This window comes from Halomonas sp. BDJS001 (genome assembly GCF_026104355.1).
GTDB lineage: Bacteria > Pseudomonadota > Gammaproteobacteria > Pseudomonadales > Halomonadaceae > Vreelandella.
Window position 1 is genome coordinate 4,708,208 of the sequence record NZ_CP110535.1, and the last position, 25,518, is coordinate 4,733,725.

23 protein-coding genes and 1 pseudogene are annotated in these 25,518 nt (G+C 55.4%); 5 read left to right on the plus strand and 19 right to left on the minus strand.

Features of this window, described 5'->3' with window-relative positions; translation table 11 throughout:
- Window positions 1–15 precede the first annotated feature (15 nt).
- From lptM to OM794_RS21930, 3 genes and pseudogenes are all read right to left on the minus strand, one after another.
- On the minus strand, window positions 16–159 hold the full coding sequence (lptM, locus tag OM794_RS21920) for an LPS translocon maturation chaperone LptM (RefSeq protein WP_226250921.1): 144 nt from the start codon (window positions 157–159) through the stop codon (window positions 16–18).
- Window positions 156–1,558: pseudogene (gene argH / locus OM794_RS21925) on the minus strand (argininosuccinate lyase). Before argH ends, lptM begins: the two are co-directional and overlap by 4 nt.
- A 97-nt stretch (window positions 1,559–1,655) precedes the next feature.
- On the minus strand, window positions 1,656–4,445 hold the full coding sequence (locus OM794_RS21930; RefSeq protein ID WP_226250923.1) for an EAL domain-containing protein: 2,790 nt from the start codon (window positions 4,443–4,445) through the stop codon (window positions 1,656–1,658).
- Between the two features lie 135 nt (window positions 4,446–4,580).
- Here OM794_RS21930 and hemC point away from each other — a divergent pair, with 135 nt between their 5' ends.
- From hemC to OM794_RS21950, 4 genes are read left to right on the plus strand one after another with little or no spacing between them, the layout of a single operon-like run.
- Window positions 4,581–5,525, plus strand: coding sequence for a hydroxymethylbilane synthase (hemC, locus tag OM794_RS21935; RefSeq protein ID WP_265154063.1), 945 nt, complete (start codon window positions 4,581–4,583; stop codon window positions 5,523–5,525).
- Window positions 5,522–6,301, plus strand: coding sequence for a uroporphyrinogen-III synthase (locus tag OM794_RS21940; protein WP_226250924.1), 780 nt, complete (start codon window positions 5,522–5,524; stop codon window positions 6,299–6,301). The genes hemC and OM794_RS21940 overlap by 4 nt, the downstream gene beginning before the upstream one ends.
- Window positions 6,302–6,314: 13 nt before the next feature.
- On the plus strand, window positions 6,315–7,796 hold the full coding sequence (locus tag OM794_RS21945; protein WP_226250925.1) for a uroporphyrinogen-III C-methyltransferase: 1,482 nt from the start codon (window positions 6,315–6,317) through the stop codon (window positions 7,794–7,796).
- Window positions 7,793–9,070 carry a heme biosynthesis HemY N-terminal domain-containing protein gene (locus OM794_RS21950; RefSeq protein ID WP_226250926.1) on the plus strand — a complete coding sequence of 426 codons (1,278 nt, stop codon included), beginning with the start codon at window positions 7,793–7,795 and terminating at the stop codon, window positions 9,068–9,070. Before OM794_RS21945 ends, OM794_RS21950 begins: the two co-directional genes overlap by 4 nt.
- A 54-nt stretch (window positions 9,071–9,124) precedes the next feature.
- Here the strand turns inward: OM794_RS21950 and mscL are convergent, their stop codons facing one another.
- Window positions 9,125–9,652, minus strand: coding sequence for a large-conductance mechanosensitive channel protein MscL (gene mscL, locus OM794_RS21955; protein WP_226250927.1), 528 nt, complete (start codon window positions 9,650–9,652; stop codon window positions 9,125–9,127).
- 150 nt (window positions 9,653–9,802) lie between these two features.
- Window positions 9,803–10,246 carry a universal stress protein gene (locus OM794_RS21960; protein WP_226250928.1) on the minus strand — a complete coding sequence of 148 codons (444 nt, stop codon included), beginning with the start codon at window positions 10,244–10,246 and terminating at the stop codon, window positions 9,803–9,805.
- A gap of 209 nt (window positions 10,247–10,455) precedes the next feature.
- Here OM794_RS21960 and OM794_RS21965 point away from each other — a divergent pair, with 209 nt between their 5' ends.
- Window positions 10,456–11,358 (plus strand): LysR family transcriptional regulator, encoded by a 903-nt coding sequence (locus tag OM794_RS21965; RefSeq protein WP_226250929.1) that lies wholly within the window; start codon window positions 10,456–10,458, stop codon window positions 11,356–11,358.
- On the opposite strand, the gene OM794_RS21970 is transcribed toward OM794_RS21965, so the two are convergent.
- The 14 genes from OM794_RS21970 to catC all read right to left on the minus strand — a co-directional run bounded on the left by OM794_RS21970 (window position 11,355) and on the right by catC (window position 25,485).
- Complete coding sequence (locus OM794_RS21970) at window positions 11,355–12,560, minus strand: benzoate/H(+) symporter BenE family transporter (protein ID WP_265154064.1); 1,206 nt, start codon at window positions 12,558–12,560, stop codon at window positions 11,355–11,357. The genes OM794_RS21965 and OM794_RS21970 overlap by 4 nt on opposite strands.
- Before the next feature lie 74 nt (window positions 12,561–12,634).
- Entirely contained in the window at window positions 12,635–13,366 is a 732-nt protein-coding gene (locus tag OM794_RS21975; protein WP_226249232.1) for an ABC transporter ATP-binding protein, read from the minus strand.
- Window positions 13,363–14,130 carry an ABC transporter ATP-binding protein gene (locus OM794_RS21980; protein ID WP_226249231.1) on the minus strand — a complete coding sequence of 256 codons (768 nt, stop codon included), beginning with the start codon at window positions 14,128–14,130 and terminating at the stop codon, window positions 13,363–13,365. Before OM794_RS21980 ends, OM794_RS21975 begins: the two co-directional genes overlap by 4 nt.
- 3 nt (window positions 14,131–14,133) lie before the next feature.
- A complete protein-coding gene (locus OM794_RS21985) occupies window positions 14,134–15,201 on the minus strand; it encodes a branched-chain amino acid ABC transporter permease (RefSeq protein ID WP_226249230.1) in 1,068 nt (355 codons plus the stop codon).
- 12 nt (window positions 15,202–15,213) lie between these two features.
- Window positions 15,214–16,074: a branched-chain amino acid ABC transporter permease gene (locus tag OM794_RS21990; RefSeq protein ID WP_027958003.1), complete on the minus strand. Its 861-nt coding sequence runs from the start codon at window positions 16,072–16,074 to the stop codon at window positions 15,214–15,216.
- Between the two features lie 65 nt (window positions 16,075–16,139).
- Entirely contained in the window at window positions 16,140–17,312 is a 1,173-nt protein-coding gene (locus OM794_RS21995; protein WP_265154067.1) for an ABC transporter substrate-binding protein, read from the minus strand.
- 200 nt (window positions 17,313–17,512) lie between these two features.
- The gene (gene catA, locus OM794_RS22000) at window positions 17,513–18,487 is read right to left on the minus strand and encodes a catechol 1,2-dioxygenase (protein ID WP_265154069.1); all 975 of its coding nucleotides are present in this window, start codon (window positions 18,485–18,487) and stop codon (window positions 17,513–17,515) included.
- Window positions 18,488–19,008: 521 nt separating this feature from the next.
- Window positions 19,009–20,253: a benzoate/H(+) symporter BenE family transporter gene (locus OM794_RS22005; protein WP_226251491.1), complete on the minus strand. Its 1,245-nt coding sequence runs from the start codon at window positions 20,251–20,253 to the stop codon at window positions 19,009–19,011.
- A 74-nt stretch (window positions 20,254–20,327) separates the two neighbouring features.
- Window positions 20,328–21,128, minus strand: a complete 801-nt coding sequence (benD, locus tag OM794_RS22010) for a benzoate diol dehydrogenase BenD (RefSeq protein WP_226251490.1) — start codon at window positions 21,126–21,128, stop codon at window positions 20,328–20,330.
- Complete coding sequence (gene benC, locus OM794_RS22015; protein WP_264168029.1) at window positions 21,125–22,147, minus strand: benzoate 1,2-dioxygenase electron transfer component BenC; 1,023 nt, start codon at window positions 22,145–22,147, stop codon at window positions 21,125–21,127. The genes benD and benC overlap by 4 nt, the downstream gene beginning before the upstream one ends.
- Before the next feature lie 24 nt (window positions 22,148–22,171).
- On the minus strand, window positions 22,172–22,660 hold the full coding sequence (gene benB, locus OM794_RS22020) for a benzoate 1,2-dioxygenase small subunit (RefSeq protein WP_226251489.1): 489 nt from the start codon (window positions 22,658–22,660) through the stop codon (window positions 22,172–22,174).
- 36 nt (window positions 22,661–22,696) lie between these two features.
- Window positions 22,697–24,064, minus strand: coding sequence for a Rieske 2Fe-2S domain-containing protein (locus OM794_RS22025; RefSeq protein ID WP_226251488.1), 1,368 nt, complete (start codon window positions 24,062–24,064; stop codon window positions 22,697–22,699).
- Between the two features lie 89 nt (window positions 24,065–24,153).
- Window positions 24,154–25,128, minus strand: a complete 975-nt coding sequence (gene catA / locus OM794_RS22030) for a catechol 1,2-dioxygenase (RefSeq protein ID WP_265154073.1) — start codon at window positions 25,126–25,128, stop codon at window positions 24,154–24,156.
- Between the two features lie 66 nt (window positions 25,129–25,194).
- Window positions 25,195–25,485, minus strand: coding sequence for a muconolactone Delta-isomerase (gene catC / locus OM794_RS22035; protein ID WP_226249227.1), 291 nt, complete (start codon window positions 25,483–25,485; stop codon window positions 25,195–25,197).
- Window positions 25,486–25,518 lie beyond the last annotated feature (33 nt).

The following is a 25,518-nucleotide window of genomic DNA, read 5'->3' on the forward strand; positions in this document are numbered from 1 at the left end:
TGGGCCTGCAGCTATCTATTCAGAGGGCTGGTCAGACGACTGGGTAGATTGCTCGTCAGCAGGTGCATCGTCCGGCAGATAAAGCGGCCCTTTTTGCCCACAGCCAACAACCGCAGTTAACAGCAACGCCGAAAGAGCGATGATTGCCAGCGTTTTCATGCGCCCGCCTTGAGTGCAATCAGTGCCTCTCGCGCTCGCTGGGCAGCTGCCCGCACCTGGTTGGGTGCTGTGCCACCAATATGGTTCCGGGCGGCGACCGAGCCTTCCAGGGTTAATACCTCGAAGACGTCCTGCTCGATGGTAGCGGAGAACTGCTGAAGCTCCTCCAGGCTCATTTCAGACAGGTCTTTTTCGCTTTTTAGGCCATAAGCCACCGACTGGCCGACGATTTCGTGGGCGTCGCGGAAGGCCACACCCTTGCGCACCAGGTAGTCGGCCAAGTCCGTGGCGGTAGAGAAACCACGCCGCGCTGCTTCATACATACTGGCTTTTTTGGGCTCAATAGCGGGCACCATATCGGCGAAGGCTTTCAGGCAGTCGCGCACGGTATCCACGGCATCGAACAGCGGCTCTTTATCTTCCTGGTTGTCTTTGTTGTAGGCCAGCGGCTGCGATTTCATCAGCGTTAACAGCGACATCAGGTGGCCGTACACGCGACCGGTTTTGCCGCGCACCAGTTCCGGCACGTCAGGGTTTTTCTTCTGCGGCATAATGGATGAGCCGGTGCAAAACGGTCGGGCAGGTCGATAAAGTTAAACTGGGCGCTGGTCCACAGCACCAGCTCTTCGCTCATGCGCGACAGGTGCATCAATAGGATGCTGGCAAAGCTGGTGAATTCGATAGCGAAGTCACGATCCGAGACAGCGTCCAGGGAGTTCTCCGTGGGGCGGTCAAAGCCTAACAGTTCCGCCGCCACGTGGCGGTCGATGGGATAGGTAGTCCCCGCCAGTGCAGCAGCACCCAGCGGCATGACGTTGACGCGCTTGCGGCAGTCCAGCAGGCGCTCATGGTCGCGAGCCAGCATCTCCTGCCAAGCCAGAATATGATGACCAAAGGTGACCGGCTGGGCGGTTTGCAGATGGGTAAAGCCGGGCATAATGGTCTCGGCTTCACGGTCAGCCAGCTCGATCATGCCTTCGCGCAGACGTTTCAGCTCCACTTCGATAACGTCGATCTCATCGCGCATAAACAGGCGGATATCGGTGGCCACCTGATCGTTACGCGAGCGTCCAGTGTGGAGCTTTTTGCCGGTAATGCCGATCTTTTCGGTCAGCCGCGCTTCGATGTTCATATGCACATCTTCAAGCGGCACCGACCAGTTAAATTCACCGCGCTCGATTTCGCCCTGTATCTCGTTCAGGCCGTTAATAATCGCATCGCGCTCGTCATCGGTGAGCACGCCGACCCTAGCCAGCATAGTGGCGTGGGCGATGGAGCCCTGGATGTCCTGGGGGGCCAGGCGCTGGTCGAAATTAACTGACGCGGTGAAGCGTGCAACAAAAGCATCGGTGGGCTCGCTAAAGCGACCGCCCCAAGACTGATTCGTGGCTTGGCTCATCGAAGATATATCCTGCTAGCAAAACAAAGGAGTCGTTAGCAGAAAGTGTACCAGAGTCGCCCCGGTCAGCGGCACGCCGTTTTTATTTATGCGGAGGCTAAGAGCGTGACGTTATGACCGCAGCCGGTTTGTGTAGAAATTCGCGTAGTTCATCTAGGAGCATCGGACGGGCAAAGTAGAAACCCTGAAAATAGTCGCAGTGGCGCTGTTGAAGATAGCCAAACTGCTCTGCCGTCTCTACGCCCTCGACCAGCACTTCGAGCCCCATTTTTCCCGCCATAGCGACCACGCCGTCGATAATGGCGGCATCGTACCGGTCAGAAATCACATCGCGCACAAAGGAGCGGTCAATCTTGATGCGATTAATCGGTAGTCGCTTTAAGTAGCTTAGGCTGGAGAAGCCAGTGCCAAAATCGTCTAGCGCAATCTGGACTCCCAGCGCTCGTAGATTTCTTAACGCCTGGATCGCTTGCTCGGCGCTGTCCATTAGCACTCCCTCGGTAAGCTCCAGCTCTAACAGCAAAGGCGTTAGTCTGCTGCTCTCCAGCACCTGCTCAATGGAGGCGAGGAAGCCAGGGCGTTGAAACTGCATCGGCGAGATATTGACCGCCATGGTGATCTCGCCCAGTCCCAGGCTATTGAGCTGATGGGCATCGCGACAGGCGGTAGCCAACACCCACTCGCTGATGGGAATGATCTGACCAGTATCTTCGGCAAGGCTGATAAAATCAGAGGGCGGAATATTGCCGCGCTCAGGGTGCTGCCAGCGGATCAGCGCCTCAACCCCCACCACGCGACCGCTTGGCGCATGAATCTGCGGCTGGTAATGAAGCTCAAACTGCTGCTGCTCAATGGCTTGCTGTAGCGCGCTGCGTAAGCTGACCCGTTCGCTCACCTTGCGATTCAAGTCTTCGGTATACCAGTGGTAGGTATTACGCCCGCGCCGTTTGGCTTTATACATGGCCAAATCCGCCTGCTGAATAAGCTGGTGGGGTTTTTTCATACGGCCGTCATTGATGGCAATGCCGATACTGGCGGTGATGCGCAGTTCACTGCCGCGGTACCAGTAAGGGGGCGAAAGGCCCTGAAGCACTCGTTCGACAACTTGTATCACGTCATCTTGGTGGGCCAGATCCGGCAGCAGCACAACGAACTCATCGCTACCAAAGCGCGCCACGGTGTCCCAGGGGCGCAGTTCATTTTCCAGCCGCTTGGCGACCTCGACTAAAATAAAGTCGCCCACTTCATGACCCAGGGTATCGTTGATCGGTTTGAAATCGTCCAGGTCAATAAACAGCACGGCTATGTAGCGCTGATAGCGGCGCGCCACCACGCACCCCTCTTCCAAACGCTGAACTAGCAGCAGGCGGTTGGGCAGCCCCGTCAGCGCATCATGGTGGGCGTTGTGGGCGAGCTGGGCCTGATATTCGCGCTGCTCCGATATATCGTTCTGGACGCCAATAAAGTGGGTCACCTGGCCGTTCTCATCGAGAACGGGTGAAATGTACAGATCATTCCAAAAAACCGTACCATCGCGCCGATAGTTACGGATCACCACGTGTACTTCACGCTGCTCGGCAATCCCTGACTTTAGCTGCTTGATAGTGGCGGGATCAGTCTCTTCACCCTGCAGAAAACGACAGTTGCGCCCCAGTGCCTGGCTACGCGAATAGCCGGTAATACGCTCAAAGGCGGCGTTAACGTAGACCATAGGCAAGTCGCTGCGCTGGGCATCTACAATCACTACCCCGTTGGTGCTTGATTCAACGCTTCGCTCCAGCAGTGTGAGCTGATGCTCGGTCGCTTTACGTTCGTTAATATCGCGGAAATAGACCGCAAGCCCCTCAGTCGAAGGGTAGACGTGCACCTCAAGCCAACTATTGAGCCGAGGATTGAAAGCTTCAAAATGCACTGCTACTTGTTCGCTCGCGGCGCGCTGATACTCTTTTTGAAACCTGCTGCCCTCGGCGTCGGGAAAGCTCTGCCAAATAGGCTGCCCTAGCAACTCACCCCCGGGGCGCTTCAAAATACGCTCTGCCTCCCGGTTAACGTAAGTAAAACGCCACTCTGTATCGAGGGTAAAAAAACTGTCGGTGATGCTATCCAGCGTCATTGTGAGCCGGTGCGCAAGCTGTGTGAGGTTTTCGCGCAGTTGCTTTTGCTCGGTAATATCCTGGGACGCCCCCTGTACCTGAATAATGCGGCCCTCGTCATCACGCACCGCTTTACCAATCGCCCGCACCCAAAGATGCTCACCTTGGCGGGTAATCACCTCAAACTCATCATCAAAACTAATGCCGTCCTCACAGCAAGCATTGAATGCCGCCATCAGGCGTTCCCGTGACTCAGGTGCATAGAAGGAAAACGCCTCCTCAACGCTGGGCTGAAAACCAGCGGGCATGCCATGAATCTGGCTAAGCTCGTCCGACCAAATTGGCTTGCCATCCGTCATATCGACAAACCAACCACCAATCAGCGCGGTTTCACCGGCAATTTTAAACAGCCGTTGGTTGCGCAGCAGTTGCTCATCGGCAGCCTTACGCCGCGTAATTACCCGGGCAATTACGTAAATCACGCCCTCCCCAAATGAAGCAGTGACTTCCAGCCAGTGCTGCTTGCCGGTTGCGGAAACAGCGCGCACCTCGAAGGGAGTGATCTTTTCGCCTTGATGCAGTCGCTGTAAAGCTCCCTCGATCACGGGATGGTCAAGGGGATCTATAACGACGCCGCAGGCACGCCCGATCAATTCTTCGGACGAATACCCCAGCAGCGTTTCGAAGGCTGGATTGACTTGCAACAGCGTGCCTTCAAAGTCGATACAGCAGAACAGATCCCGTGAAAGCAGGAAAAACTGGTCAAGCTGGCCGTGGGGTAACACTAAGGACATAGGGTTTCCTAGAGAGCGAATAAAACACGTGAGGGGAGCATAATGAGCTCCGTTATTTTTACTGTGGCGTTCGGTGCTTTATGATGACACCTATCATAGCTTGACTCGCCGTGTCTGCGGTATAGGGAGAATAACGTGCTATCAATCACCAAACTGCGCATTGCCACGCGTAAAAGCCAATTGGCCATGTGGCAGGCTGAGTACGTTCGCGACCGCTTAATGGCGGCCCACGACGGCCTTGAGGTCGAGCTTGTGGCACTGTCTACCAAGGGCGACAAAATTCTTGATACGCCGCTTTCTAAAATTGGCGGTAAAGGGTTGTTCGTGAAAGAGTTGGAAGACGCCATGCTCGATGGCCGCGCCGATATTGCCGTCCATTCGATGAAAGATGTTCCCATGCACTTCCCCGAAGGATTGGGGCTATCGGTCATTCTCGAGGGCGCCGACCCTACCGATGCGTTTGTATCCAACCACTACTCTAGCATTGATGAGCTTCCCGAAGGGGCACGGATTGGCACTGCCAGTCTGCGCCGTGGGCTGCAGATGCGTGAAGCCCGCCCCGACCTGCAAATTCTTAATCTGCGCGGCAACGTGCAAACGCGACTAGGCAAATTAGACGCGGGGGAATTCGACGCCATCATCCTGGCGACCTCTGGCCTTAAGCGGTTGGGCTTGGATGAGCGGATTGCCCAGGCACTGCCGCCGGAAGTGTGCTTACCCGCCTGCGGCCAGGGCGCCTTAGGCATTGAGTGCCGCCTGCATGATCCAGAGCTGATTGCCTTGCTGGCCCCGCTGGATGACGCAGATACCGCGACACGCGTGCGTGCCGAAAGAGCCATGAACACGCGTTTAGAGGGCGGCTGTCAGGTACCCATTGCAGGCCACGCGGTACTGGACACCGCTAATGAAACTCTTTGGCTACGCGGCTTAGTCGGCAATCCTGAAGGGACTGAAGTACTCCGCGCCGAAGGGCGTGGTTCGATGCATGAGCCGGAAGCGCTGGGCATCCGGATTGCCGAAGAGCTGCTTGATCAGGGCGCCGGCGATATTTTGGCTGAGGTTTACGGCCGCACCCTATGAGCCAACCGGTATTGATCTGCCGCCCAGGCGAGCGCGGTGAAGCGCTCGCCGCTGCGCTTCGCGAACGAGGCGAGAGCGTTGAATCACTTAACGTGATGCAACTCGAAGCCTTGCCAGAAAGTCCCGAAATGCGACGTATCTGGCTGGATATTGATCAGTACCATAAGATAATCGTCATAAGCCCCTTTGCAGCCACTTGCTTAAGCGAAGCGTTGGATCGCTTCTGGCCGCAGCTGCCTATTGGCATTGACTACTACAGCGTTGGCAGCGCCACCGCGGCGACGCTTTATGATCAGTTGGGTGTCCGCGTGCATGTGCCTGCGCAGAGTGCCGGCGAAGATACCAGCGAAGCACTGCTGGCGCTTGCCTCGTTACAGCAGTTAGCGAACCAGCGTATTCTACTGGTGGCGGGGGAAGGTGGCCGCCCGCTGCTTGCTGAAAAGCTTGCCGAGCGGGGGGCACAGGTGACTCGTGTGGCGGTGTATCGCCGCATCTATCACCCTCTTGCGCCCGCTCTGCAAACGCGTCTTTATTCAGGTAATTACCGGGCGTTGATCGTCACCAGCAGCGAACTGCTGGAACATCTGGCAAAATGGTGCCATCAGGCGGCCTTGAACCAACCGCTAATCGTTTCCAGTCGCCGTTTGGCTACACTGGCTGGCATACTGGGTTTTCGTGACCTCAAGGTGGCGTCCGGAGCTACGCCAGCTGCGTTGATAGCGGCGTTGGAGACCTGCGACCCACAGGGTGCCGATGTCGATCAAGGAACTTACTAAGGGCTAGCGACACATGAGCAAACAAGTAAACGATCAGGACGATGTACAACCGACGTCCGCCGATGCCTCTCAAGGCGTCCCTAAAACGACCGACAAAGCAGCTTCCACGACCGACGCGACTGAGCCCAGCACGCCGAACACACCGCCGAGCTCTACAACACCTGCTCAGAGTGGTGCTAAAAATAGTCGGTCGCGGCGGCGTGGAAAGGGCTCGCCCACTGCGAGTTCAACCGCTGCTAGCAGCACTACCAGCACAGCTAAATCGACAGATACCACATCCAGCAGCGCAGCCTCACCTTCCCAGAGCGCCGCTCAACCCAGCCCATCTTCCTCAAGCGGGTCGGCTTCTAGTTCGCCATCGTCAAGCGCCGCCTCGTCAAAGCCGACCAGCGGCAAGTCATCGGCGGGCACTACGCCGCCCACCGGCCACAAAGGCAGCGGTAACGGCCAAAGCGGTGGGGGCAAAAGCGGCGGCCTCGCAATTGCCCTGGTAATTATCCTGGCAATTGCCTTGGCGTTTATCGCCTGGCAGGGCTGGCAACGCCTGGAGAGCCAGCAGCAACGCCTCGACGAAGTCGCACAGCAGGCTGAGGGGAGCGCCTCACAGCAAACGGTTAGCGACCTCGAGTCACGCATTGATAGCGGCGAAGCCGAGCGCGATGAAGCGCTGCAGAGCACACTGAGTGACCTGCGTGATGAATTTGACAGCTACCGCAGCGACGTCGATGAGACCCTGGGCCAAGTGCTGGATCAGCTCTCTCAAGAGCAGGACACCGACGAGCGTGAGTGGCTGCATGCCGAAGCAGCCTACCTGCTGCGTCTGGCCAATCAGCGTTTACAGCTGGAAGGCGACGTTGACGGCGCTGCTGCACTGCTACGTACCGCCGATGCGCGTCTAGTTGATGCTGATAACCCAGCGTTGACTCCCGTACGCGAAGCAATTGCCAATGAGCTAGCCGCTCTGGACGCCGTGCCCCAGGTGGATCGTACCGGCCTTTACTTAGCGCTCAATGCCCAGCAGGAACGCATCTCCTCTCTGCGACTCTCTCAAGAAATTGAGGAGCAAGCGGTAACCTCCAGCATCGAAGAGCCGCCGACCGGCACTTTCCAGCGCCAGCTGGCGCGCTTCGGTGAAGAGCTTAAAGACCTGGTAGTGGTTCGCCATCACGATGAAGCACTGGAAGCGCTGATTACTCCGGAGCAAGAGTCTTACCTGCGCCAGAGTCTGCGCTTAGTGCTGGAGCAGACGCAGTTGGCCCTGCTCAACGAAGAGAAAGAGCTTTATGACGCCAGCATCGACAAAGCGCTACAGCTGCTGAACGACTACTACGACACCACTCGTGAAGAGACCCAAAGCGTTATTACGCGCCTTGAAGAGCTCAAGCAAGCAGAGGTAAAACCCGAGCTGCCCGATATCAGCGCTTCACAGCAGGCACTTGCTCGTTTTATCGACAACCGCTATGAGACGCGTGGCCAAAGCGGAGGTGAATCATGAGAAAGCTTGTTCTCCTGATTGTCGCAGGCCTCGCCGTCGGAGCCCTGTTTGGGCACCTGATGATGTCGGTGCCCGGCTATTGGCTGATCCGCGTGGGCGACTCCTCCATCCAAACCTCCTTCTGGTTTGGTCTGGTGCTGCTGTTTGCCGCCTTTATCGTTCTACACTTTGTATTGCGTTTGCTCAGCGGCATTATTCGCCCCATGGGGCGTTTTCGTAGCTGGAACAGCCGCGCCCGTAACCGTCGCGCCATGCAGCGCACCGTGCGTGGCCTGGTAGCACTGACCGAAGGACGCTGGAAAAAAGCCGAAAAAACCCTGGTTAACGCCGCCGATGACTCCAGCACACCGCTGGTCAACTACCTATCCGCCGCGCTGGCGGCCCATTACCAGGGCCACCACGTGAAATCCCAGGAGCACCTGAATCAGGCGCAGCTAACCACCGACGGAGCCGATACGGCCGTTGGCTTGATGCAGGCGCAAATGATGATTGAGCGCCAGCAGCCGGAAGAAGCGCTGGCGATTCTTAATCGCCTCGATAAGAAGCTCTCCAACCACCCGCAGGTGCTCAAACTACTCAAACAGGTGCATTTAAGCGTCAACGATTGGGAAGGCTTACGGCGTTTGATTCCACGCTTGGCGGCGCAGAAGCTCATCACCCAGCAAGAGCGTGAGCAGTTGGAGTTTAAAGCCTACCGCGAGCTGATCGTGTTTGAAGCGCAAAACCCCACCAACATTGAGCGGGTGCGTGGCCTTTGGGCTGATATGCCCGACTACCTGCGCGGCAATACCGAGCTGATCGTGCTGTACAGCGAAGCGCTGATTCAAGCCAACGAAGAGCCGATTGCCGAGCGCTTGCTCAACCACTCCCTGGATCACCATTGGGACGCGCGTTTGGTGAAACGCTACGGCCTGCTGAACGTGGACGCTGCTCGCCAACTCGTTAAAGCCGAAAAGTGGCTGCAGGAGCGCCCTAACGACCCAGAGCTGCTACTCGCTTGCGGCCGTCTCTCGCTGCGCATCGGCCAGTGGCAAAAGGCGTTGGAGTACTTTGAAGCCAGCCAGCGTCAGCGCCCCAATGGCGAAGTGTGTGCTGAGCTTGCGCGCCTCTATGCCAGCCTGGGCGAACATAATAAGAGTCAGCTCTACTACCGTCACAGTGTCGAAATGCTGGCTAAATCACTGCCGTCGCTACCGCAACCCAGCGATGCCAACGACAGCAAGAAGCCTGACAGTAAGCAAAAAGACAGTAAAACCATTAAAAAAAGCGCGTAGTGGCGCTTCTGCTATACCGCTCAAGGGCGCCTTCATAGGCGCCCTTTTTAGTGGCTAAGGTTTGGCAGGTGGCATTGGTGGTGGCGCAGAGGTAGCTTCAACCGGCGCTTCAGCCTCCACTGGCCGATCCAGCATTGCCGTGCAGTGACCACAGCGGGTGGCTTTGATCGGCACTACCATTAAGCAGTAAGGGCACGGCTGCTCCGTAGGACTCACAGGCGCTACCGCCTCTTCGCGCTTTAATCGGTTAATGGTGCGTACTAATAAGAAGACCACGAAGGCGACAATCGTAAAGCTGACCACCGCATTGATAAAAAGCCCGAGGTTTAGCGTTACCGCCCCTGCGGCCTGGGCATCCGCCAGCGTCGCATAAGGGCCACCCACCGCCCCTTGGCGTAACACTACAAACAGGTTGGAAAAATCCACACCGCCCACCAGCAAGCCAATCAGCGGATTCATCACATCCGCCACCAGGCTCTGCACAATCAGCGTAAACGCCCCACCGATAATGATCCCCACCGCCATATCGATCACATTGCCTTTAACCGCGAACTCGCGAAACTCCTGAAGAATCTTTGCCATTTTCAAACGTCCTGACGTTTCGTTTTAGCCAATACACGAGGTTATGGCTTCTTGCTAAAAGCATGGGCTAGGGTGCGTTAGGCGGCAAGTAAATTTATTCAGGTTGAAAACTATATTGGGAGAGGTGCGGGCAGATATCGACGTTGCTTTTTATTGACTCACCGTAATCACGGGACACTTGGCTGAATGGCCCACTTTGTGCGATACGCTGCCAATCACCACCCCCGCCAAGTCGCTTAACCCTCGGCTTCCCATTACAATGGTATCGACATTATTGGCGTTGGCGGCCTCTATAATGATGCGGGCTGGGTCACCTTGCATCAGCAACTCTTCAATGTGCTTAGCGCCCTCTGCCTGCGCGGAATTCACCGCCTGGGCCAGTAGCTGTTCACCCACCTTCTCGCGCTCAGTAAGCGTAGTGCCAGCATCAATAGCACCAATACCCCATACCAGTGTGGTCGCATAGGCAAGCGTTTCAGGTACATGTAATAAGTAGAGCGTTGAACCTTCTCTATCCAGCAGCTTACAAGCCACCTTCAAAGCTTGTTTAGCGCTCTCAGAGCCATCGACAGGAACTAAAATACGCGCATACATGACTGGTTTATCCCTCTTTTATTCTACCGTTCATTACTAAAGTCGTAGTCGATATTTTGCTTTTAAACGTTTAAATGCTGGTAGCGTTGTAGCCCTTGGTTAAGCTGGTTTAAACGTTGTCTGAGTTCGTGAAGAGCATCGCCAGCTTGGTAGCAACCGAATGGTAAAGCCAATATTGTTTAAGTAGCCGCTCATACCTTGGAGGTATCATGGAACTACGCCACCTGAGGTACTTCTGCGTTGTCGCTGAAGAGCTTAACTTTACCTGTGCGGCTGAACGGTTGCATATGTCTCAACCGCCTCTTTCCCGTCAAATCAAACAATTAGAACAAGAGGTGGGAGCTGAGCTGTTTGAACGGAGCTCAAGAGGATTGCGCCTAACACCTTCAGGTGTGTTTTTTCAGCAGCACGCTCTGCAGATTTTAGAGAAAGTGGAAGTCACCATTGATGCCACTCGACACATGGCACGTAGCAAACGTGCACTATTTGGCATTGGTTTTGTACCCTCCGTGTTTTATGGACAGCTCCCAATGCTCGTGCGTGATTTACGCCGTATGGATAATGTTGAGCTCTCGCTGGCAGAGCTGACAACGGTACAACAAATTCAGGCACTCAAAGCGGGCCGTATCGATATGGGGTTCGGACGCCTACGCATTGATGATCCCGATGTCGAGCAGGAGATTCTCTTCGATGAACCACTCATTGCCGCCCTTTCGAGCGGTCATCCACTAGAGGGCACTACCCCTTCCTGCGAGGAACTTGCCCGCTATCCACTCATTCTCTTTCCCGCTAAGCCACGCCCTAGCCTAGCAGATATGGTGCTGGGTATTTTCCGCCGCCAAGGATTAAAGGTCGAAGTTGTGCAGGAAGCCAACGAGGTTCAAACGGCGCTTAGCCTTGTCGCTTCCGGCATTGGCATTACGCTGGTTCCGGAACAGGTAAAGCGTGTCCAACGCGATGGCATTTGCTATGTGCCCTTGGCTGATAAGTCAATTACATCACCCGTTGTCTGCAGCCGTCGACGAGGCGAAAAACCCTCCCCGCTAATGCAGGAAGCCAATGCTATTTTAGAAGTACTTGTTGAGAATCGTCGCTCTGGCCGCTACCCCTAACGGTTCGGTTCGAAGTGTCGATGCAGTAGATTGTAAGCAAGCGCCCCAACGACCACTCCCCAAAAGGCGGAGCCTAAGCCTAAAAAGCTAACGCCCGATGCGGTGGCAATAAAGGTAATGACAGAGGCTTCCAGATGGCTCTTTTCGACAGCAAACGCACTGATGTTGCTGGCAATAGCACCAATAAGCGCGAGCCCTGCAAGCACCGCCACAAACTCCCCCGGCAACGAGGTGAATAGAGACACAATAGTGCCCGCAAAGATGCCACCAATCAGGTAGAAAACTCCATTCGCTACCCCCGCTATATAGCGCTTGTTGGGATCTTCGTGGGCTTCCTTACTGGTACAGATTGCCGCGGTAATCGCTGCGATCACCGTGGTAATACCCCCAAAAAAGGCAGTAAAAAAAGACGTTAAACTCGCCACGGTGACAATTGGCTTGGCCGCCGTGCTATATCCGGAACTGCGCATGATCGCCATGCCCGGCAGAAACTGACCGGTGAGACTGACGAGTACCAGCGGGATGGCTAGGCTCAAGGTAGCGTTCCAGGTCCACTCTGGGCGGATAAACTGTGGTTCGGCAAGCTGGACTGAAACGCCTTCTAAACTTGCACCTTCTAAAAAGACAGCCAACATGACGCCAACCACTAATAGCAGCACCAGACTGTAGCGGGGAGTTAACCGCTTAAAGACGAGATAAGCGATAATCATACCAATCGCCAGTGCTGGCACGCTCTCCAATGAGACGAAGACGCCCACACCAAACTGGAAGAGAATGCCCGCCATCATCGCGCTAGCAATGCCTGGTGGAATCATCTGAATAATTCGGTCAAAGGAGCCCGTAACACCGATCACAAAAATGATCACCGCTGCAGTCAAATAGGCCCCCACTGCTTCATTGAGTGACAGCCCTGGGAACAGGGTCACTAATAGTGCCGTGCCAGGCGCTGACCAAGCGGTCACTACCGGCACCTTCAGCCATAGACTTAACAAAATACCCGAGACTGCGGCACCGATAGAAATGGCCCAGACCCACGATGTCATCATCGCATTCGATATTTCGGCACTTTGGGCCGCCTGGAAAAAGATGGCGAGAGGACCGGAATAAGAGACCAGCACTGCCACAAATCCAGCTGTGATCGCCGGAATCGACATCAATAGGTCTTTTTGAGATAGCTTTTGCAATTGCTTGTGAAATTGCATGCAACACACTTCCCCGTGTCAGTATTTAACGAGTAGCCAACGGCTCCGGCAAGCATCTCCTTGCCGGAGCCGTTTCAAGCAACGCCGAGGTGGGTTTCAAGAATTGTAGGGTTATCTTTTAGCCCTTGGGAATCGCCGCTGTAGACCACTTCTCCCTTGACCAGTAGCAGGTGCTTTTCTGCTATCTTCAGAAGGTTATCGATATTTTTATCGACGATAATGGTAGAAATACCGGTCGCTTTGATCTCACCGATAATCTTCCAGATTTCATCGCGGATCAGCGGCGCGAGCCCTTCGGTCGCCTCGTCAAGAATCATCAGATCGGGGTTGGTCGTCAGCGCGCGTCCAATAGAAAGCATCTGCTGTTCGCCGCCTGAGAGAAAAGAGCCATCGTGATTGATACGTTGGCCCAAGCGCGGAAATGTATCCAGAACGCGCTCCAGCGTCCAAGGAGACTCTCCCTGCTCATTTGGGCGTGCGGCCATAATCAGATGCTCACGCACACTGACGCCTGGAAAAATACCGCGCCCCTCCGGCACGTAGCCAATCCCTTGGCGAATCAGTTGCCAGGGGCGTCGCTTGGTAGCCGAGACGCCCTTAATAAACACCTCGCCGCGCCGCGGTGGGACGAACCCCAGTATCGACTTCAGCGTAGTTGTCTTGCCCATACCGTTGCGGCCCAGCAGACTCAGCGTCTCACCAGGCATCAGGGTCAAATCCACCCCATGCAAAATATGGCTCTCACCGTAGTAGGTGTGCAGCCCTCGGGCATCAATCAATGGCGTATTGGCTTGTTCTGAGCTCATGCCGCGGCCCCCTCTTCATGACGCCCCAGGTAGACATCGCGTACCTTTTCGCTGGTGCGTATCTGCTCGGTCGGGCCGCTCTCCAACACGCAGCCATCGACCATGACGGTAATGCGGTCAGCCAAGCGGAAGACCGAATCCATGTCGTGTTCAATCAGTACAAGGGTGTAGCGATCCGTCAAACTGGCGAGCAGCTCGGTGACTTGAGCGGTCTCTTCACGCCCCATACCCGCCATCGGCTCGTCGAGCAGCATCAGCGAAGGTGATGTCGCCAACACCATCGCGATCTGCAGTTGGCGCTGTTCGCCATAGCTCATATCTGAGGCTTTCGTATGCGTACGGTGGCTCAATTGGCAGGTATCCAGCACCTCCTGAGCGCGATCGTTCACCTTCCGGGCGGTTTGTCGCGAACGCCAGCTGCCAAACACACCACCCATGTGAATACGCGCCGCTAGTTCGCAGTTCTGCAGGCAGTTGAGGCGTGGGAATATATTGGTTTTCTGGTGGCTACGGCCAATGCCCTGGCGGGCAGTCTGCCGAGCGCTTTTACCCTGGATCGGCTGACCGCGATAGAGCACCTGACCTTCAGAAGGAGGAATCTCGCCAGAGAGCAGGTTGATCAGCGTACTCTTACCCGCGCCATTGGGGCCTAAAATGGCGTGGATCTCATGGGACTTAACATCAAAGTCCACCTCGTTAACCGCCACTAACCCACCAAAGCGCCGGGTCAAACCGTGGGTAGCTAAGATAATGTCGTCACTCATGGTTTAGCTCTCCTTGCGTGGGGTAACGGGTTGAGCGGAGATAGCCAACGACGTCTTCTCATTTTCTGACGTGACTTCAGAGGCTACTTGGCGCTTACGATGCCTGGACGGCGCGATAATCAAGCCTGCAATTCCGCGAGGAAGCACCAGTACCGCAACGATAATGGTCAGCCCCATCAGGATGGGCCAGTGTGTAGTGGCGTGTTCGTAGGTATAGAGCAGCATTTCGTAGGCGAAGGCGCCTAAAATGGGGCCAAAGATAGTGCCCATGCCGCCTAAAATCAGCATCATTAGCACTTCGCCCGAGGTGTGCCAGCCAAGCTGAGCCGGATTAGCGAAGCCGTACTGCATTGCCGCTAACATGCCAGCAATCGCCGCCATCACCCCAGCGATAACAAAGGCCACCAGTTTGTAGCCGCTAGTGGCATAGCCTAAGGCCTGCATTCGGTGCTCGTTGTCATGAATACCGTCGAGCACTTGACCAAAGTAGGAGCGAGTGAGCCAGCGTAGAAAGAAGTAGCCGAGAAGCAGCATCCCTAAACAGAAGTAAAAGAAGCTGTAAGGGTTATCAAGATCTACCAGCGTACGCTCCCCTAACGCCAAGCTCGGTCGGAACATAATAAAAACACCGTCGGTTCCTCCCGCGAACTGGGATGTGCTAATGAAGTAGTAAAGCATCTGGCCAAACGCCAGGGTTGTCATGATGAAGAAGATGCCTTTAGTGCGGATCACTAAGATGCCTATCACGAGCCCCACACAGGCAGAGACGCCCATGACAAGAGGCAGCATCCACCACATGGATGCAGGGCTAAAGTCAGGGCTGGCTAACGCCAGGGTGTAAGCGCCTAAACCGAAGAAGAGCGCATGCCCCAGACTGACTAAGCCCACGATGCCAACTAACAGATCCAGGCTCATGGCAAACAGTGCCAGGATTAACATCAGTGTTAGTTTCTCTAACATGAAGTTGGCCTGATTACCGAATACGGCTTCTCCCCATAGAGGAAACGCAGCCACTAACGCCGTTAATACCAGCATGATGAACGCAACGCGTTTGGGATATCTATGTAACATTGCTTACTCTCCTCACGCGAAAAGACCGCGCGGTTTCACCAGCAATACAGCTGCCATAATCAGGTAGATCACCATGCTGGCAAGGCTCGGGATGAGTACCGCCCCAAAGGTGGTGGCCATGCCAATGATGATGGCGCCCCAAAAGGCTCCTTTAATGGAACCAATACCGCCGATGACGACGACGACAAAGCAAGTGATGAGAATGCTATCGCCCATGCCTGGCGCGATAGAGGTGAGCGGTGCGGCGATCATTCCTGCAAAGGCAGTGAGCGCAACACCTACGCTGAAGATGAGCGTAAAGAGGGTACGCACATTGATTCCCAACCCTTCAACCATGTCACGATTAACCGCGCCGGCCCGAATGATGATGCCCAGCCGCGTATGGCGCATCACCCAATAGATCACCCCAGCCAATGCTAGGCAGACGCCCATCACAAAGAGTCGGTAGACCGAGTACTGTAGGTTGTCGGTCAGTTGAATACTGGCATCAAACGGCGCGGGCACCGCAACACGATGCACATCCCCTCCCCAAATAATCCGCTGCGCCTCGTTGAGCACTAAAATCAGTCCAAATGTCAGCAGCACTTGATAGAGGTGATCACGCTTATAGAGCGTATCTAGAAACAGCCGCTCAATGATGAGCCCCAGTGCAATAGCGATGGGGATAGCCGCCAGAATGGCCAGCCAAAAATTGCCCAAGCGCAGGGTCAGATCGTAAGCCAAATAGGCGCCAATCATATACATAGCGCCGTGGGCCAGGTTGATGATTCCCATAATGCCGAAAATCAACGTCAAACCGCTGGCAATCAAAAAAAGCAGCAGACCGTACTGCAAACCATTAAGTAGCTGTACGCTGAAAAATGCGAGATCCATAAGATCCCTCCGAGAATCAGAGTGAGGGGCGGGCTACACCCGCCCCATAATGAGTAGCGGTGCCGTTACATCTGGCAGGCTTCATCGGGAACTTCGAGATTCTCGGCGGCGATACTAACGACTTCATGCTTGCCGTCGCGGATCTCGCGAAGGTAAACATTTTGGATAGGGTGGTGGGAGTCAGAGAAGCTTAAAGGCCCACGAGGGCTTGCCAATTCAACATTGGCTAATACGTCTATCAGGCGCTCTTGATCAGAGGTATCGCCCCCTAATATATTGAGCGCTTGCACTAACATCATGCCCGTATCGTAACCCTGTACGGCATAGGTATCCGGCATTTCACCGTAGGCATTTTCGTAGGCTGAAAGGAAGGATTGGTTGGCATCATTTTCTAAGGTCTCAGCATAGTGCAGCGTAGTCATCACGCCTTCGCCTGCATCGCCTAATGCTGCCAAATTGCCTTCGGTAAGAAAGCCCGACCCTAGCAGCGGAATGGTCTCTTTTAGACCGGCGGCGGCATAATCCCGAACAAAGCTGACACCGCCACCGCCCGCAAAGAAGGTGTAAACCGCGTCAGGCTCAAGACTGGCAATTTGCGTCAGGTAACTTTGAAATTCCGTACTGGGAAATGGTACTAAAATTTGCTCGACGATTTCACCGCCCTCAGCGGTAAACGCCTCCTCGAAACCTGCCAGATCCTCTTTACCACCGGCATAGTCCCAGGTAATCGTCACAATTTTGCGATGCCCTTGATCGTAGGCCACTTTGCCCATGGGATAGCTGTCTTGCCACATACTGAAGGAGGTACGGAAGACGTTCGGCATGCACAACTCATTAGTAGCGGCACCCAGTCCCGCGTTGGGAATAATTGTTATAGCACCCGTCTGCTTAGCCACTCTCAGCATGCCCATGGCTACACCTGAGTGCACGGGCCCAATGACGAAGTCAACATCGTCTCCGTTAACTAGACGACTCATGTTCTGAGGTGCTTTGGAGGGGTCAGCCTCTGAATCAAGCTCAACGTACTCCACATCACGACCGCCTAGCTGACCGCCCTCTTGTTCAATGGCAAGCTTTAGGCCGTTAGTAATGGCTTCTCCAAGTGCCGTATAGGTACCTGAGTAAGGGAGCATCAAACCGAGTTTCACCGGATCTTCATTGGCGATGGCACTGCCTGCTGACAGCATGGCCGTAGCGCTTAGGAGCGTGGCAAGAGAGGTCTTTTTAAATGTTTTCATTATATTTTCACCAGGGTTCAGTTGTTGTTAATTTGTTTTGCTATCCAATATCGCCAAAGGCGTTATCAAACTCAGCGACATCCCTGTCACATCAGTGCCGATTAAACGTGATACACGTCGATAACCTGATGGATATAGTCGTTGTTCAATTGCACGACTCGATCTCCTCCGACGCTCCTAACGGAAGGACGCTCAGCCAATCAAACCTTGGCAGTACCGGCGAGTTGGCTGGCAAGATCCTGCTCGTCTTCTTTGGCCCGTGGGCGGGCGTGACGCACTTGCAGCTCGGCGGCGTCGGTTGGAGCCAGTTCCACATCGAACACTACGTGGGAGAACGGACTGTCCAGGTCGCGCTTGGCGATCTCAGCCGGATCTTCAATGCGCTCGGCGGGCACCACCAGCTCTTCCCGGGTGGCAAAGGCGAAGTCGTCATAGGTGTAGGGGTCACCCGCCAAGTTGATCTGGGTGGTCAGATGCTGGTGGCCTGGCGCGGAGACGAAGTAGTGAATATGCGCCGGACGTTCGCCGTGGCGGCCCAGGGACTTGAGCACCACGTCGGTGGGAGCGCCTTCGGGTACGCCGTAGCCGGAGGGAATAATGCTGCGCGCGGTGTAGCGGCCGTCGCTGTCTGCGTAGATCGTGCGGCGCATGTTGTACTCGTCCTGGGAGGGATCAAAGAACGAGTAGCAGCCTTTAGAGTTGGCGTGCCAGATCTCGACCTTGGCACCGGCAATCGGCGTACCGTTCACGTCGCGCACTTGGCCGGTCAGCCACATCACCTCGGCATCGGGATCACTGCCGTCGTCCAGACGGGCAAAGCCTTCTGCTTCCGGGGCACCAGCCACGTAGAGCGGGCCTTCGATGGTGCGCGGTGTGCCGCCGGTACGCTTGGCTTCGGCATCGATCGCGTCCTGACGCATATCGAGAAAGTGGTCAAACCCTAGTCCTGGCGAGAGCAGCCCGAACTGGGTTTGGCTACCCAGGGCATTGAGCAGGTTAACGCCCGCCCAGTACTCTTCTTCAGTGACATCGAAGTCGTCGATCAGCTTGAACAGGTCGCTGACCAGTCGATGGACGATTTGCTTGGCGCGGTCATTGCCGCCTGCCTGGTCAAAGCCAGCAACGGTTTTGATGAAGTCTTGTACTTCGGGGGTGTCGAAGATCTTCACGGTCATGGTGAAACCCTATCGTTGGTTTTCTTGTTGTCTTGGAGCCCGGCGATAGTGGCAGTACGTTTTGAGGAGTAAGTGCCTATCAAGGGCCTAAAGACGACAGTTGTTTTTATGTTCGCCACTAATATCGACCATGCCGTGACTTCCAGACCAATATCGTTTGAGTTCCTTTCCATACTTGATAGGTATCTCAGAGGGGAGTTATGTTGAATATTTCCTCCCTAAATACAATCAGAAAAAACAGCTAACTTTCTATTTATAAAGAAAAAATAAAAAATACTAATGTTAAATATGCTAATAACTTTCAGCTGAACTCCTCATTAACTCAGGCTTTAAACCGATAAAGTGGTTTTTGTGAGGCAGAACACTCATCTGCCCCTCTCAAAAGTAGTAGCCATTACGCCCAACTTACGACAAAAGGATAAAGGGAGAGTCAGATGCACAATGAAAAAAAACCCGCCCTGCATAAGCAGAGGCGGGTCAAGGAGGATAGCGACGAGTAAAGCGGAAGCAGATACGTGTGATCAGCCGCTCTTTTTGGCTATTTCACGGGTAAAAATAAACTCGAAGTCTTTAGTTTCAAAGATGGCCGACACAATCACGCCCAGCACTAATGCCCAGAACGTGGCGCCTATCCCAAGAATCTGAATTCCGGATGCAGCAATCAAAAAGGCAAACAGCGCGCCTATCTCATGCTTCTTGCCTGAAAAGGCTATAGCCATTGACGAGGTGATCACGCGCATAAGTGCCAGTCCGGCAATAATGGCGATAAAGTAGCGCGGCGTGGCTTCCAGTAGGCTAACCACATAACCGTAGAAAGGGGCGGCAACCACAAAGATAGCCCCGGCAATCACCGCCGCTACCCAGCGTTTATCATGAGCCCCGGCTTCCGGTGAGGCGCAGACACCGGTCATGGGGGCGGCAATACAGGTGCTGTGCAGATTGAAAAACGCCGACACCATGGTGCCTAATCCGCCCACTGCGGTGATCGCATTAGCAGGCACTTCTTTATAGCCCATTCCCTTCACCAGGCCGACGCCCGCAGGCGTCTCCATACCCACCAAGATGATCGCTAGAGGTAAACCATAGGTTAGGAAAGCGCCTAACGTGAATTCCGGGAGAATGAACTCAGGGAAACGAACCGTTGCCTCGATACCTGACAGGTCAACGCCAGTCGCGGTCAGATAGAGAATACCTGCCAGCATCGCGACAACCAGAGGGGGAATTTTACGAAAAAGGCGGGCGGAGATGAAGAAAGCCAGGATCATGATGGAGGCAGGCACTATAGCGCTCTCCAACGGCTTAACCATATTGAGACCAAAACTAAGCAGCATACCGCCCACCATGCCCATCGCTATCGGCATCGGTATCAAACGCATAACGATACCCATCACGCCAGTCACCCCAGCGACCAACGTAATCACTCCGGCAATCAAGCTTGCGCCTAATGCAGCCTCCAGGCCAATCACAGGAATCACCGCTGCGAACATCAGCGCCCCGGGGATCGAGTTGGCCATCGGTAGCGGCAATCGGTAGTAGGCTGGCATAAATAGCCCGAACAGACCGTTGATCATCAGGTAGCTGATCACCCAAATCATGATGAAGGAGGAGTCGAGGCCGGCTGAGGTGCCGGCGCTAATGTGAACGACCCCTACGCTGAGCCCTAAGATTCCCGCCACTAGGCCAGTACTGGCGTTATCGACATTGAGGTCGCGCAGGAAATCGCGGGGCGCATGCCTTAGGCTGACGCCTTTCTCAATATGTTTCACGGTTTTCTCCAGGGGGATTATTATGCTTAAAGTTATAATTAACGCTTATTTAGATTTATTGGTTTCATCTACTGTTAGCCAAGATCTCCGCCTGCCACGGGCAGTACGCTCCCGGTTATATAGCTGGCCTCATCGGACGCAAGGAATAGAATAGGCGCGACCATTTCATCCAGGGTGCCGTAGCGGCTCATTAAACAGCTCTGCTTGGTCTGATCAATATGCGCCTGAAACCACGCCTGCTCTGTCTCGTTACTTGGCTTAGGCGTTCCTCGCGAAATTTTCCTTGGCGGGGCTTCGGTACCCCCAGGCGCCGTGGCGACTACCCGGATACCATACTCGGCATACTCAAATGCCAGCGATGCGGTTAGCGCGTTGATGCCACCTTTAGCTGCCGAGTACGGAATGCGGTGAATACCCCGGGTAGCCGCTGAAGAAACATTGACGATGACGCCTCTTCCCTGCTCCACCATGGTGGGTAGCGCGGCGCGGCAGCACCAGAGCGTAGGCATTAGGGAGCGGTTGATCTCTGCGGCGATTTGGGCTTCGCTAAACTCGGTAAATGGCTTGAAGTTAATCGCGCCGCCAACGTTGTTCACCAGAATGTCGATACGACCAAAGTGAGCCAGCGTCGCCTGCATCACTTGTTCCGCACCTTCCCATGTTTCCAGATCGGCTTGTACCGCAATCACGTCCCGCCCTTGCGTGCTTATTTCAGCGACAACCTCGTGGATTTGGTCAGCTCGATCGACCAGTACCAAGCGGGCACCTTCGGCGGCGGCACGCTCGGCAACACGCTGCCCAATCCCTTGGGCAGCTCCAGTGACCACCATTACCCGTTTTTGAAAACGCGCACTGTTAACGGCTGAGTAACTCATGCAGCTTCTCCCACTTGATTAGGGGTGAACTTCTCATAGTGGAAGCTCTGGGGCTCGATGCCTTCAGCGTCGAAGTACTTCAACACCGCATCCACCATCGGGGGTGGGCCACACAGATAAACGTCTACATCACCGTTATGCATCACCTCGGCGCCCATGTGGTGCGTTACATACCCTTTGCGTGGATGTTCGCTTGCTTCGTCGACCACCACAGTGGCGTAGGTAAAACCAGGAAGCTTTTCTGCAAAAGCATCCAACGCGTCGGTTTTGACCAGATGGTCATCTTTATTGACGCCATAAATCATATGAATCGGTGCATCACAGCCCTTTTCGACCAATTGCGCCAACATGGAGAGAAACGGAGCCAGCCCCGTGCCGCCAGCAAGCATCAGCACCGGGCGTGTCACTTCACGCAGATAGAAGCTCCCCAGCGGGCCGGTCAGAGTAAGCTTTTCGCCCACCGCCGCCCGCTCGGTCAAATAGCCGCTCATAACCCCATTGGGAATGTTGCGAATCAAAAAGGTGGCGCGCTTATCCCCCGGCAGCGAGCTGAAAGAGTAGGAGCGGTGCACCTCGGTACCGGGCACATCGATATGGATGTACTGACCCGGTAAAAAGGCGAGGCTCTCCTGCGCTAAATCGACGGCCAGCTCAATGCTATCCTCGGAGAGCTGCTCCACTGCCGCTACCCTACCCTCAACCTTGCCCACCTGTGTTTTACACAGCGTGGATGCCACTGGCACTTGAATAACGCAATCCGAAGAAGGCACCATCTGGCACGTAAGCACTTGGCCTTCAGCTGCTTCCTCATCGGAAAGCGCATCCTCCAGATACTCGTCACCCATATCGAATTCGCCTTGTTCGCAGTGGCCTTTGCAGGTGCCACATACGCCGTCAGAGCAGTCCATCGGTAGGTTAACTTTTTGCCGGTAAGCAGCGTCGAGAACGGTCTCTCCCTCTTTACAGCCGATGAAGCGGGTGACGCCATCTTCGAAGTTGAGGGCAATGGTATAACTCATGATTAACTCTCCTCTCTCCTCAGGTCACACGTGGTACACGTCGATAACCTGATGGATATAGTCGTTATTCAACTGCACGACTTTTCTTGTGATCAGCGGGGTCTCACCTGACACGTCCAGGGTGTAGAAGCAGGTGCCAAAGAAGCTGTCGGTCTTTTTGTAGCGGTGGTTCAGCGTGTGCCAGTTAAACCGCAGCTCCACCGTGTCACCGTCTTGGGACAGGATCTCTAGATTAGTCACCTGGTGGGTGGTGCGCGGCTCGGGCGTGCTTGCACCGCTACGCTCGGTCTTGATCCGGTACACCCGGTCTTCCAACCCTTCCCGGTTGGGGTAGTAGATCAGCGAGATTTCGCTGTGCGGGTCGCGGGTCAACTGGTCATCATCGTCCCAGGCGGGCATCCAGAACTCGGCGTCTTTGCGGTACAGCGTGAGCCACTCATCCCACTGGCGGTCGTCCAGCAAGCGGCCTTCGCGGTACAGGAAAGCTTGGATATCGTGATAGCTAATGCTCATGGCACTTCTCTCCTCTCTTTTTTTGGCGCTGGACGCTTAGGTGGACGCGGTGGCGATAAACTGGCTGCGCTCTTTGTCGATGGCGCGCAGCATTTCGTCGACCCAGTGCTTGTGGTGCAGCACGTAGAGCCCTTCGTCTTCCGGCGAGGCGCCGCTGAGCAGGGGCTTCATGTCGATGGCTTGAGCCGTTTCATCGGCGCCTTCGATCCACTGTTGAGCCCCGCGGGAGAGGTCGTTCCATTCGGCCAGGGCGCCGTTGTACCCCTCCTGGCAGGCGCGGAACTCTTCCAGGTCATCGGGGGTGCCCATGCCGGAGACGTTGAAGAAGTCTTCGTACTGGCGAATACGCACACGCCGATCCTCGGCGGACTCGCCTTTGGGCGCGAAGCAGTAAATCGTGACTTCGGTTTTGTCCACGGCGATCGGACGGATCACGCGGATTTGCGTGGAGAACTGATCCATCAGGTAGACGTTGGGGTAGAGGCAGAGGTTGCGCGTCTGGTTGACGATGGAGTCGGCGCGGGCCTCGCCCAGCTGCTCCTGGATCCAGTCCTTATGCTGATAGACCGGGCGCACTTCCGGGTTAAGCAGCCGGGTCCACAGCATCATGTGGCCGTTTTCATAGGAGTAGAAGCCGCCTTTGCTCTTCGACCAGCCGTCGGCATCGACGGCTTTGGTGCCGCCCGCGTCGTAGTTGCGGCGCTCCATGGTGGAGGCGTAGTTCCAGTGCACGGAGCTGACGTGATAGCCGTCGGCGCCGTTTTCGGCCTGGAGCTTCCAGTTGCCGGTGTAGGTGTAGGACGAGGTGCCACGCAGGATCTCCAGTCCTTCAGGCGCTTGGTCAACGATGTTGTCGATGATCTTGGTGGTTTCGCCCAGGTGTTGTTCGAGCGGTTGTACATCATTGCTCAGGCTACCGAACAGGAAGCCTTTATAGTTCTCAAAGCGGGGCAAGCGCTTGAGGTTGTGGGAGCCGTCCTGTTTGAAGTTATCCGGGTAGGCGCCGTTCTTCTCGTTTTTGGCTTTGAGCAGTTGGCCGTCGTTTTTGAACGTCCAACCGTGGAACGGGCAGGTGAAGGTGCCTTTGTTGCCGCGCTTACGGCGGCATAGGGTGGCGCCGCGGTGGGCGCAGGCGTTAATCAGACCGTGCAGTTCGCCCTGCTTGTCGCGTGTGATGATCACCGGCTGGCGGCCCATGGTGACGGTCATGTAGTCACCTGGCTCAGCGACCTGGCTCTCGTGGGCCAGGAACAGCCAGTTGCCTTCGAAGATGTGCTTTAGCTCCAGTTCGAAGAAGGCGGGGTCAGTGAACATGCTGCGGTGGCAGCGGAAGATGCCCTGGGCGGGGTCGTCTTGGACGGCACCGCGCACGCGGGCTTCGAGCTGATCAAGCTGTGTGGTCATGATCTCTCTCCTCGTATTTTTTATGTCGCGCTGTTATGTCTTGCTCAGGCGGGCCAAGGGGAGGGCCCGCTTTGCTCAAGGCATAAGTGTTAAACCTTGGCAGTACCGGCGAGTTGGCTGGCAAGATCCTGCTCGTCTTCTTTGGCCCGTGGGCGGGCGTGACGCACTTGCAGCTCGGCGGCGTCGGTTGGAGCCAGCTCCACATCGAACACTACGTGGGAGAACGGACTGTCCAGGTCGCGCTTGGCGATCTCAGCCGGGTCTTCAATGCGCTCGGCGGGCACCACCAGCTCTTCCCGGGTGGCAAAGGCGAAGTCGTCATAGGTGTAGGGGTCACCCGCCAAGTTGATCTGGGTGGTCAGATGCTGGTGGCCTGGCGCGGAGACGAAATAGTGAATATGCGCCGGACGTTCGCCGTGGCGGCCCAGGGACTTGAGCACCACGTCGGTGGGGGCGCCTTCGGGTACACCGTAGCCGGAGGGAATAATGCTGCGCGCGGTGTAGCGGCCGTCGCTGTCTGCGTAGATCGTGCGGCGCATGTTGTACTCGTCCTGGGAGGGATCAAAGAACGAGTAGCCCCCTTTGGAGTTGCAGTGCCAGATTTCAACTTTGGCACCAGGGATCGGGGTACCGTCGACATCTCGCACCTGACCGGTCAGCCACATCACCTCGGCATCGGGATCACTGCCGTCGTCCAGACGGGCAAAGCCTTCTGCTTCCGGGGCACCAGCCACGTAGAGCGGGCCTTCGATGGTGCGCGGTGTGCCGCCGGCACGCTTGGCTTCGGCATCGATCGCGTCCTGACGCATATCGAGAAAGTGGTCAAACCCTAGTCCTGGCGAGAGCAGCCCGAACTGGGTTTGGCTACCCAGGGCATTGAGCAGGTTAACGCCCGCCCAGTACTCTTCTTCAGTGACATCGAAGTCGTCGATCAGCTTGAACAGGTCGCTGACCAGTCGATGGACGATTTGCTTGGCGCGATCGTTACCGCCGGTCTGGTCAAAGCCCGCAACGGCTTTTAGGAAGTCTTGAACTTCGGGGGTATCGAATATTTTTACGGTCATGGTGAAACCCTCTGTTTGTTATAGGATGTTGTTTTATCAATATGAACTGGCGTGTTAAGTAAATAATTAGCTGTCGTCGTCGCGCACCGAAGAGGGGTGACGACACAGCGGTTTGACGCCGATCTCCATATAAGGGAAGAGCGGCAGATTGCTGACCAGCTCTTGCAGCTCAGCATTGTCCTCCACGTCGAAAATACTAACGTTCGAGTAGCTACCCGCTACCCGCCACAAGTGGCGCCATTTGCCCTGGCGCTGCAGGTCTTGGGAATACGCCTTTTCCGTTGCCTTGATCTTGGCTGCCTGCTCGGCGGGCATGTCGGGCGGCAACTTAACGGTCATCTCTACTTGAAACAGCATATGTGTCTCCTCTTGTATCGCGGGCGAGCGCAA

Coding starts and splice junctions, on each gene's coding strand:
- lptM (WP_226250921.1), bottom strand. CDS start 159: ATGAAAACGCTGGCAATCATCGCTCTTTCGGCGTTGCTGTTAACTGCG.
- OM794_RS21930 (WP_226250923.1), bottom strand. CDS start 4,445: ATGTCCTTAGTGTTACCCCACGGCCAGCTTGACCAGTTTTTCCTGCTT.
- OM794_RS21940 (WP_226250924.1), top strand. CDS start 5,522: ATGAGCCAACCGGTATTGATCTGCCGCCCAGGCGAGCGCGGTGAAGCG.
- OM794_RS21945 (WP_226250925.1), top strand. CDS start 6,315: ATGAGCAAACAAGTAAACGATCAGGACGATGTACAACCGACGTCCGCC.
- OM794_RS21950 (WP_226250926.1), top strand. CDS start 7,793: ATGAGAAAGCTTGTTCTCCTGATTGTCGCAGGCCTCGCCGTCGGAGCC.
- mscL (WP_226250927.1), bottom strand. CDS start 9,652: ATGGCAAAGATTCTTCAGGAGTTTCGCGAGTTCGCGGTTAAAGGCAAT.
- OM794_RS21960 (WP_226250928.1), bottom strand. CDS start 10,246: ATGTATGCGCGTATTTTAGTTCCTGTCGATGGCTCTGAGAGCGCTAAA.
- OM794_RS21965 (WP_226250929.1), top strand. CDS start 10,456: ATGGAACTACGCCACCTGAGGTACTTCTGCGTTGTCGCTGAAGAGCTT.
- OM794_RS21970 (WP_265154064.1), bottom strand. CDS start 12,560: ATGCAATTTCACAAGCAATTGCAAAAGCTATCTCAAAAAGACCTATTG.
- OM794_RS21975 (WP_226249232.1), bottom strand. CDS start 13,366: ATGAGCTCAGAACAAGCCAATACGCCATTGATTGATGCCCGAGGGCTG.
- OM794_RS21980 (WP_226249231.1), bottom strand. CDS start 14,130: ATGAGTGACGACATTATCTTAGCTACCCACGGTTTGACCCGGCGCTTT.
- OM794_RS21985 (WP_226249230.1), bottom strand. CDS start 15,201: ATGTTACATAGATATCCCAAACGCGTTGCGTTCATCATGCTGGTATTA.
- OM794_RS21990 (WP_027958003.1), bottom strand. CDS start 16,074: ATGGATCTCGCATTTTTCAGCGTACAGCTACTTAATGGTTTGCAGTAC.
- OM794_RS21995 (WP_265154067.1), bottom strand. CDS start 17,312: ATGAAAACATTTAAAAAGACCTCTCTTGCCACGCTCCTAAGCGCTACG.
- catA (WP_265154069.1), bottom strand. CDS start 18,487: ATGACCGTGAAGATCTTCGACACCCCCGAAGTACAAGACTTCATCAAA.
- benD (WP_226251490.1), bottom strand. CDS start 21,128: ATGAGTTACTCAGCCGTTAACAGTGCGCGTTTTCAAAAACGGGTAATG.
- benC (WP_264168029.1), bottom strand. CDS start 22,147: ATGAGTTATACCATTGCCCTCAACTTCGAAGATGGCGTCACCCGCTTC.
- benB (WP_226251489.1), bottom strand. CDS start 22,660: ATGAGCATTAGCTATCACGATATCCAAGCTTTCCTGTACCGCGAAGGC.
- OM794_RS22025 (WP_226251488.1), bottom strand. CDS start 24,064: ATGACCACACAGCTTGATCAGCTCGAAGCCCGCGTGCGCGGTGCCGTC.
- catA (WP_265154073.1), bottom strand. CDS start 25,128: ATGACCGTAAAAATATTCGATACCCCCGAAGTTCAAGACTTCCTAAAA.
- catC (WP_226249227.1), bottom strand. CDS start 25,485: ATGCTGTTTCAAGTAGAGATGACCGTTAAGTTGCCGCCCGACATGCCC.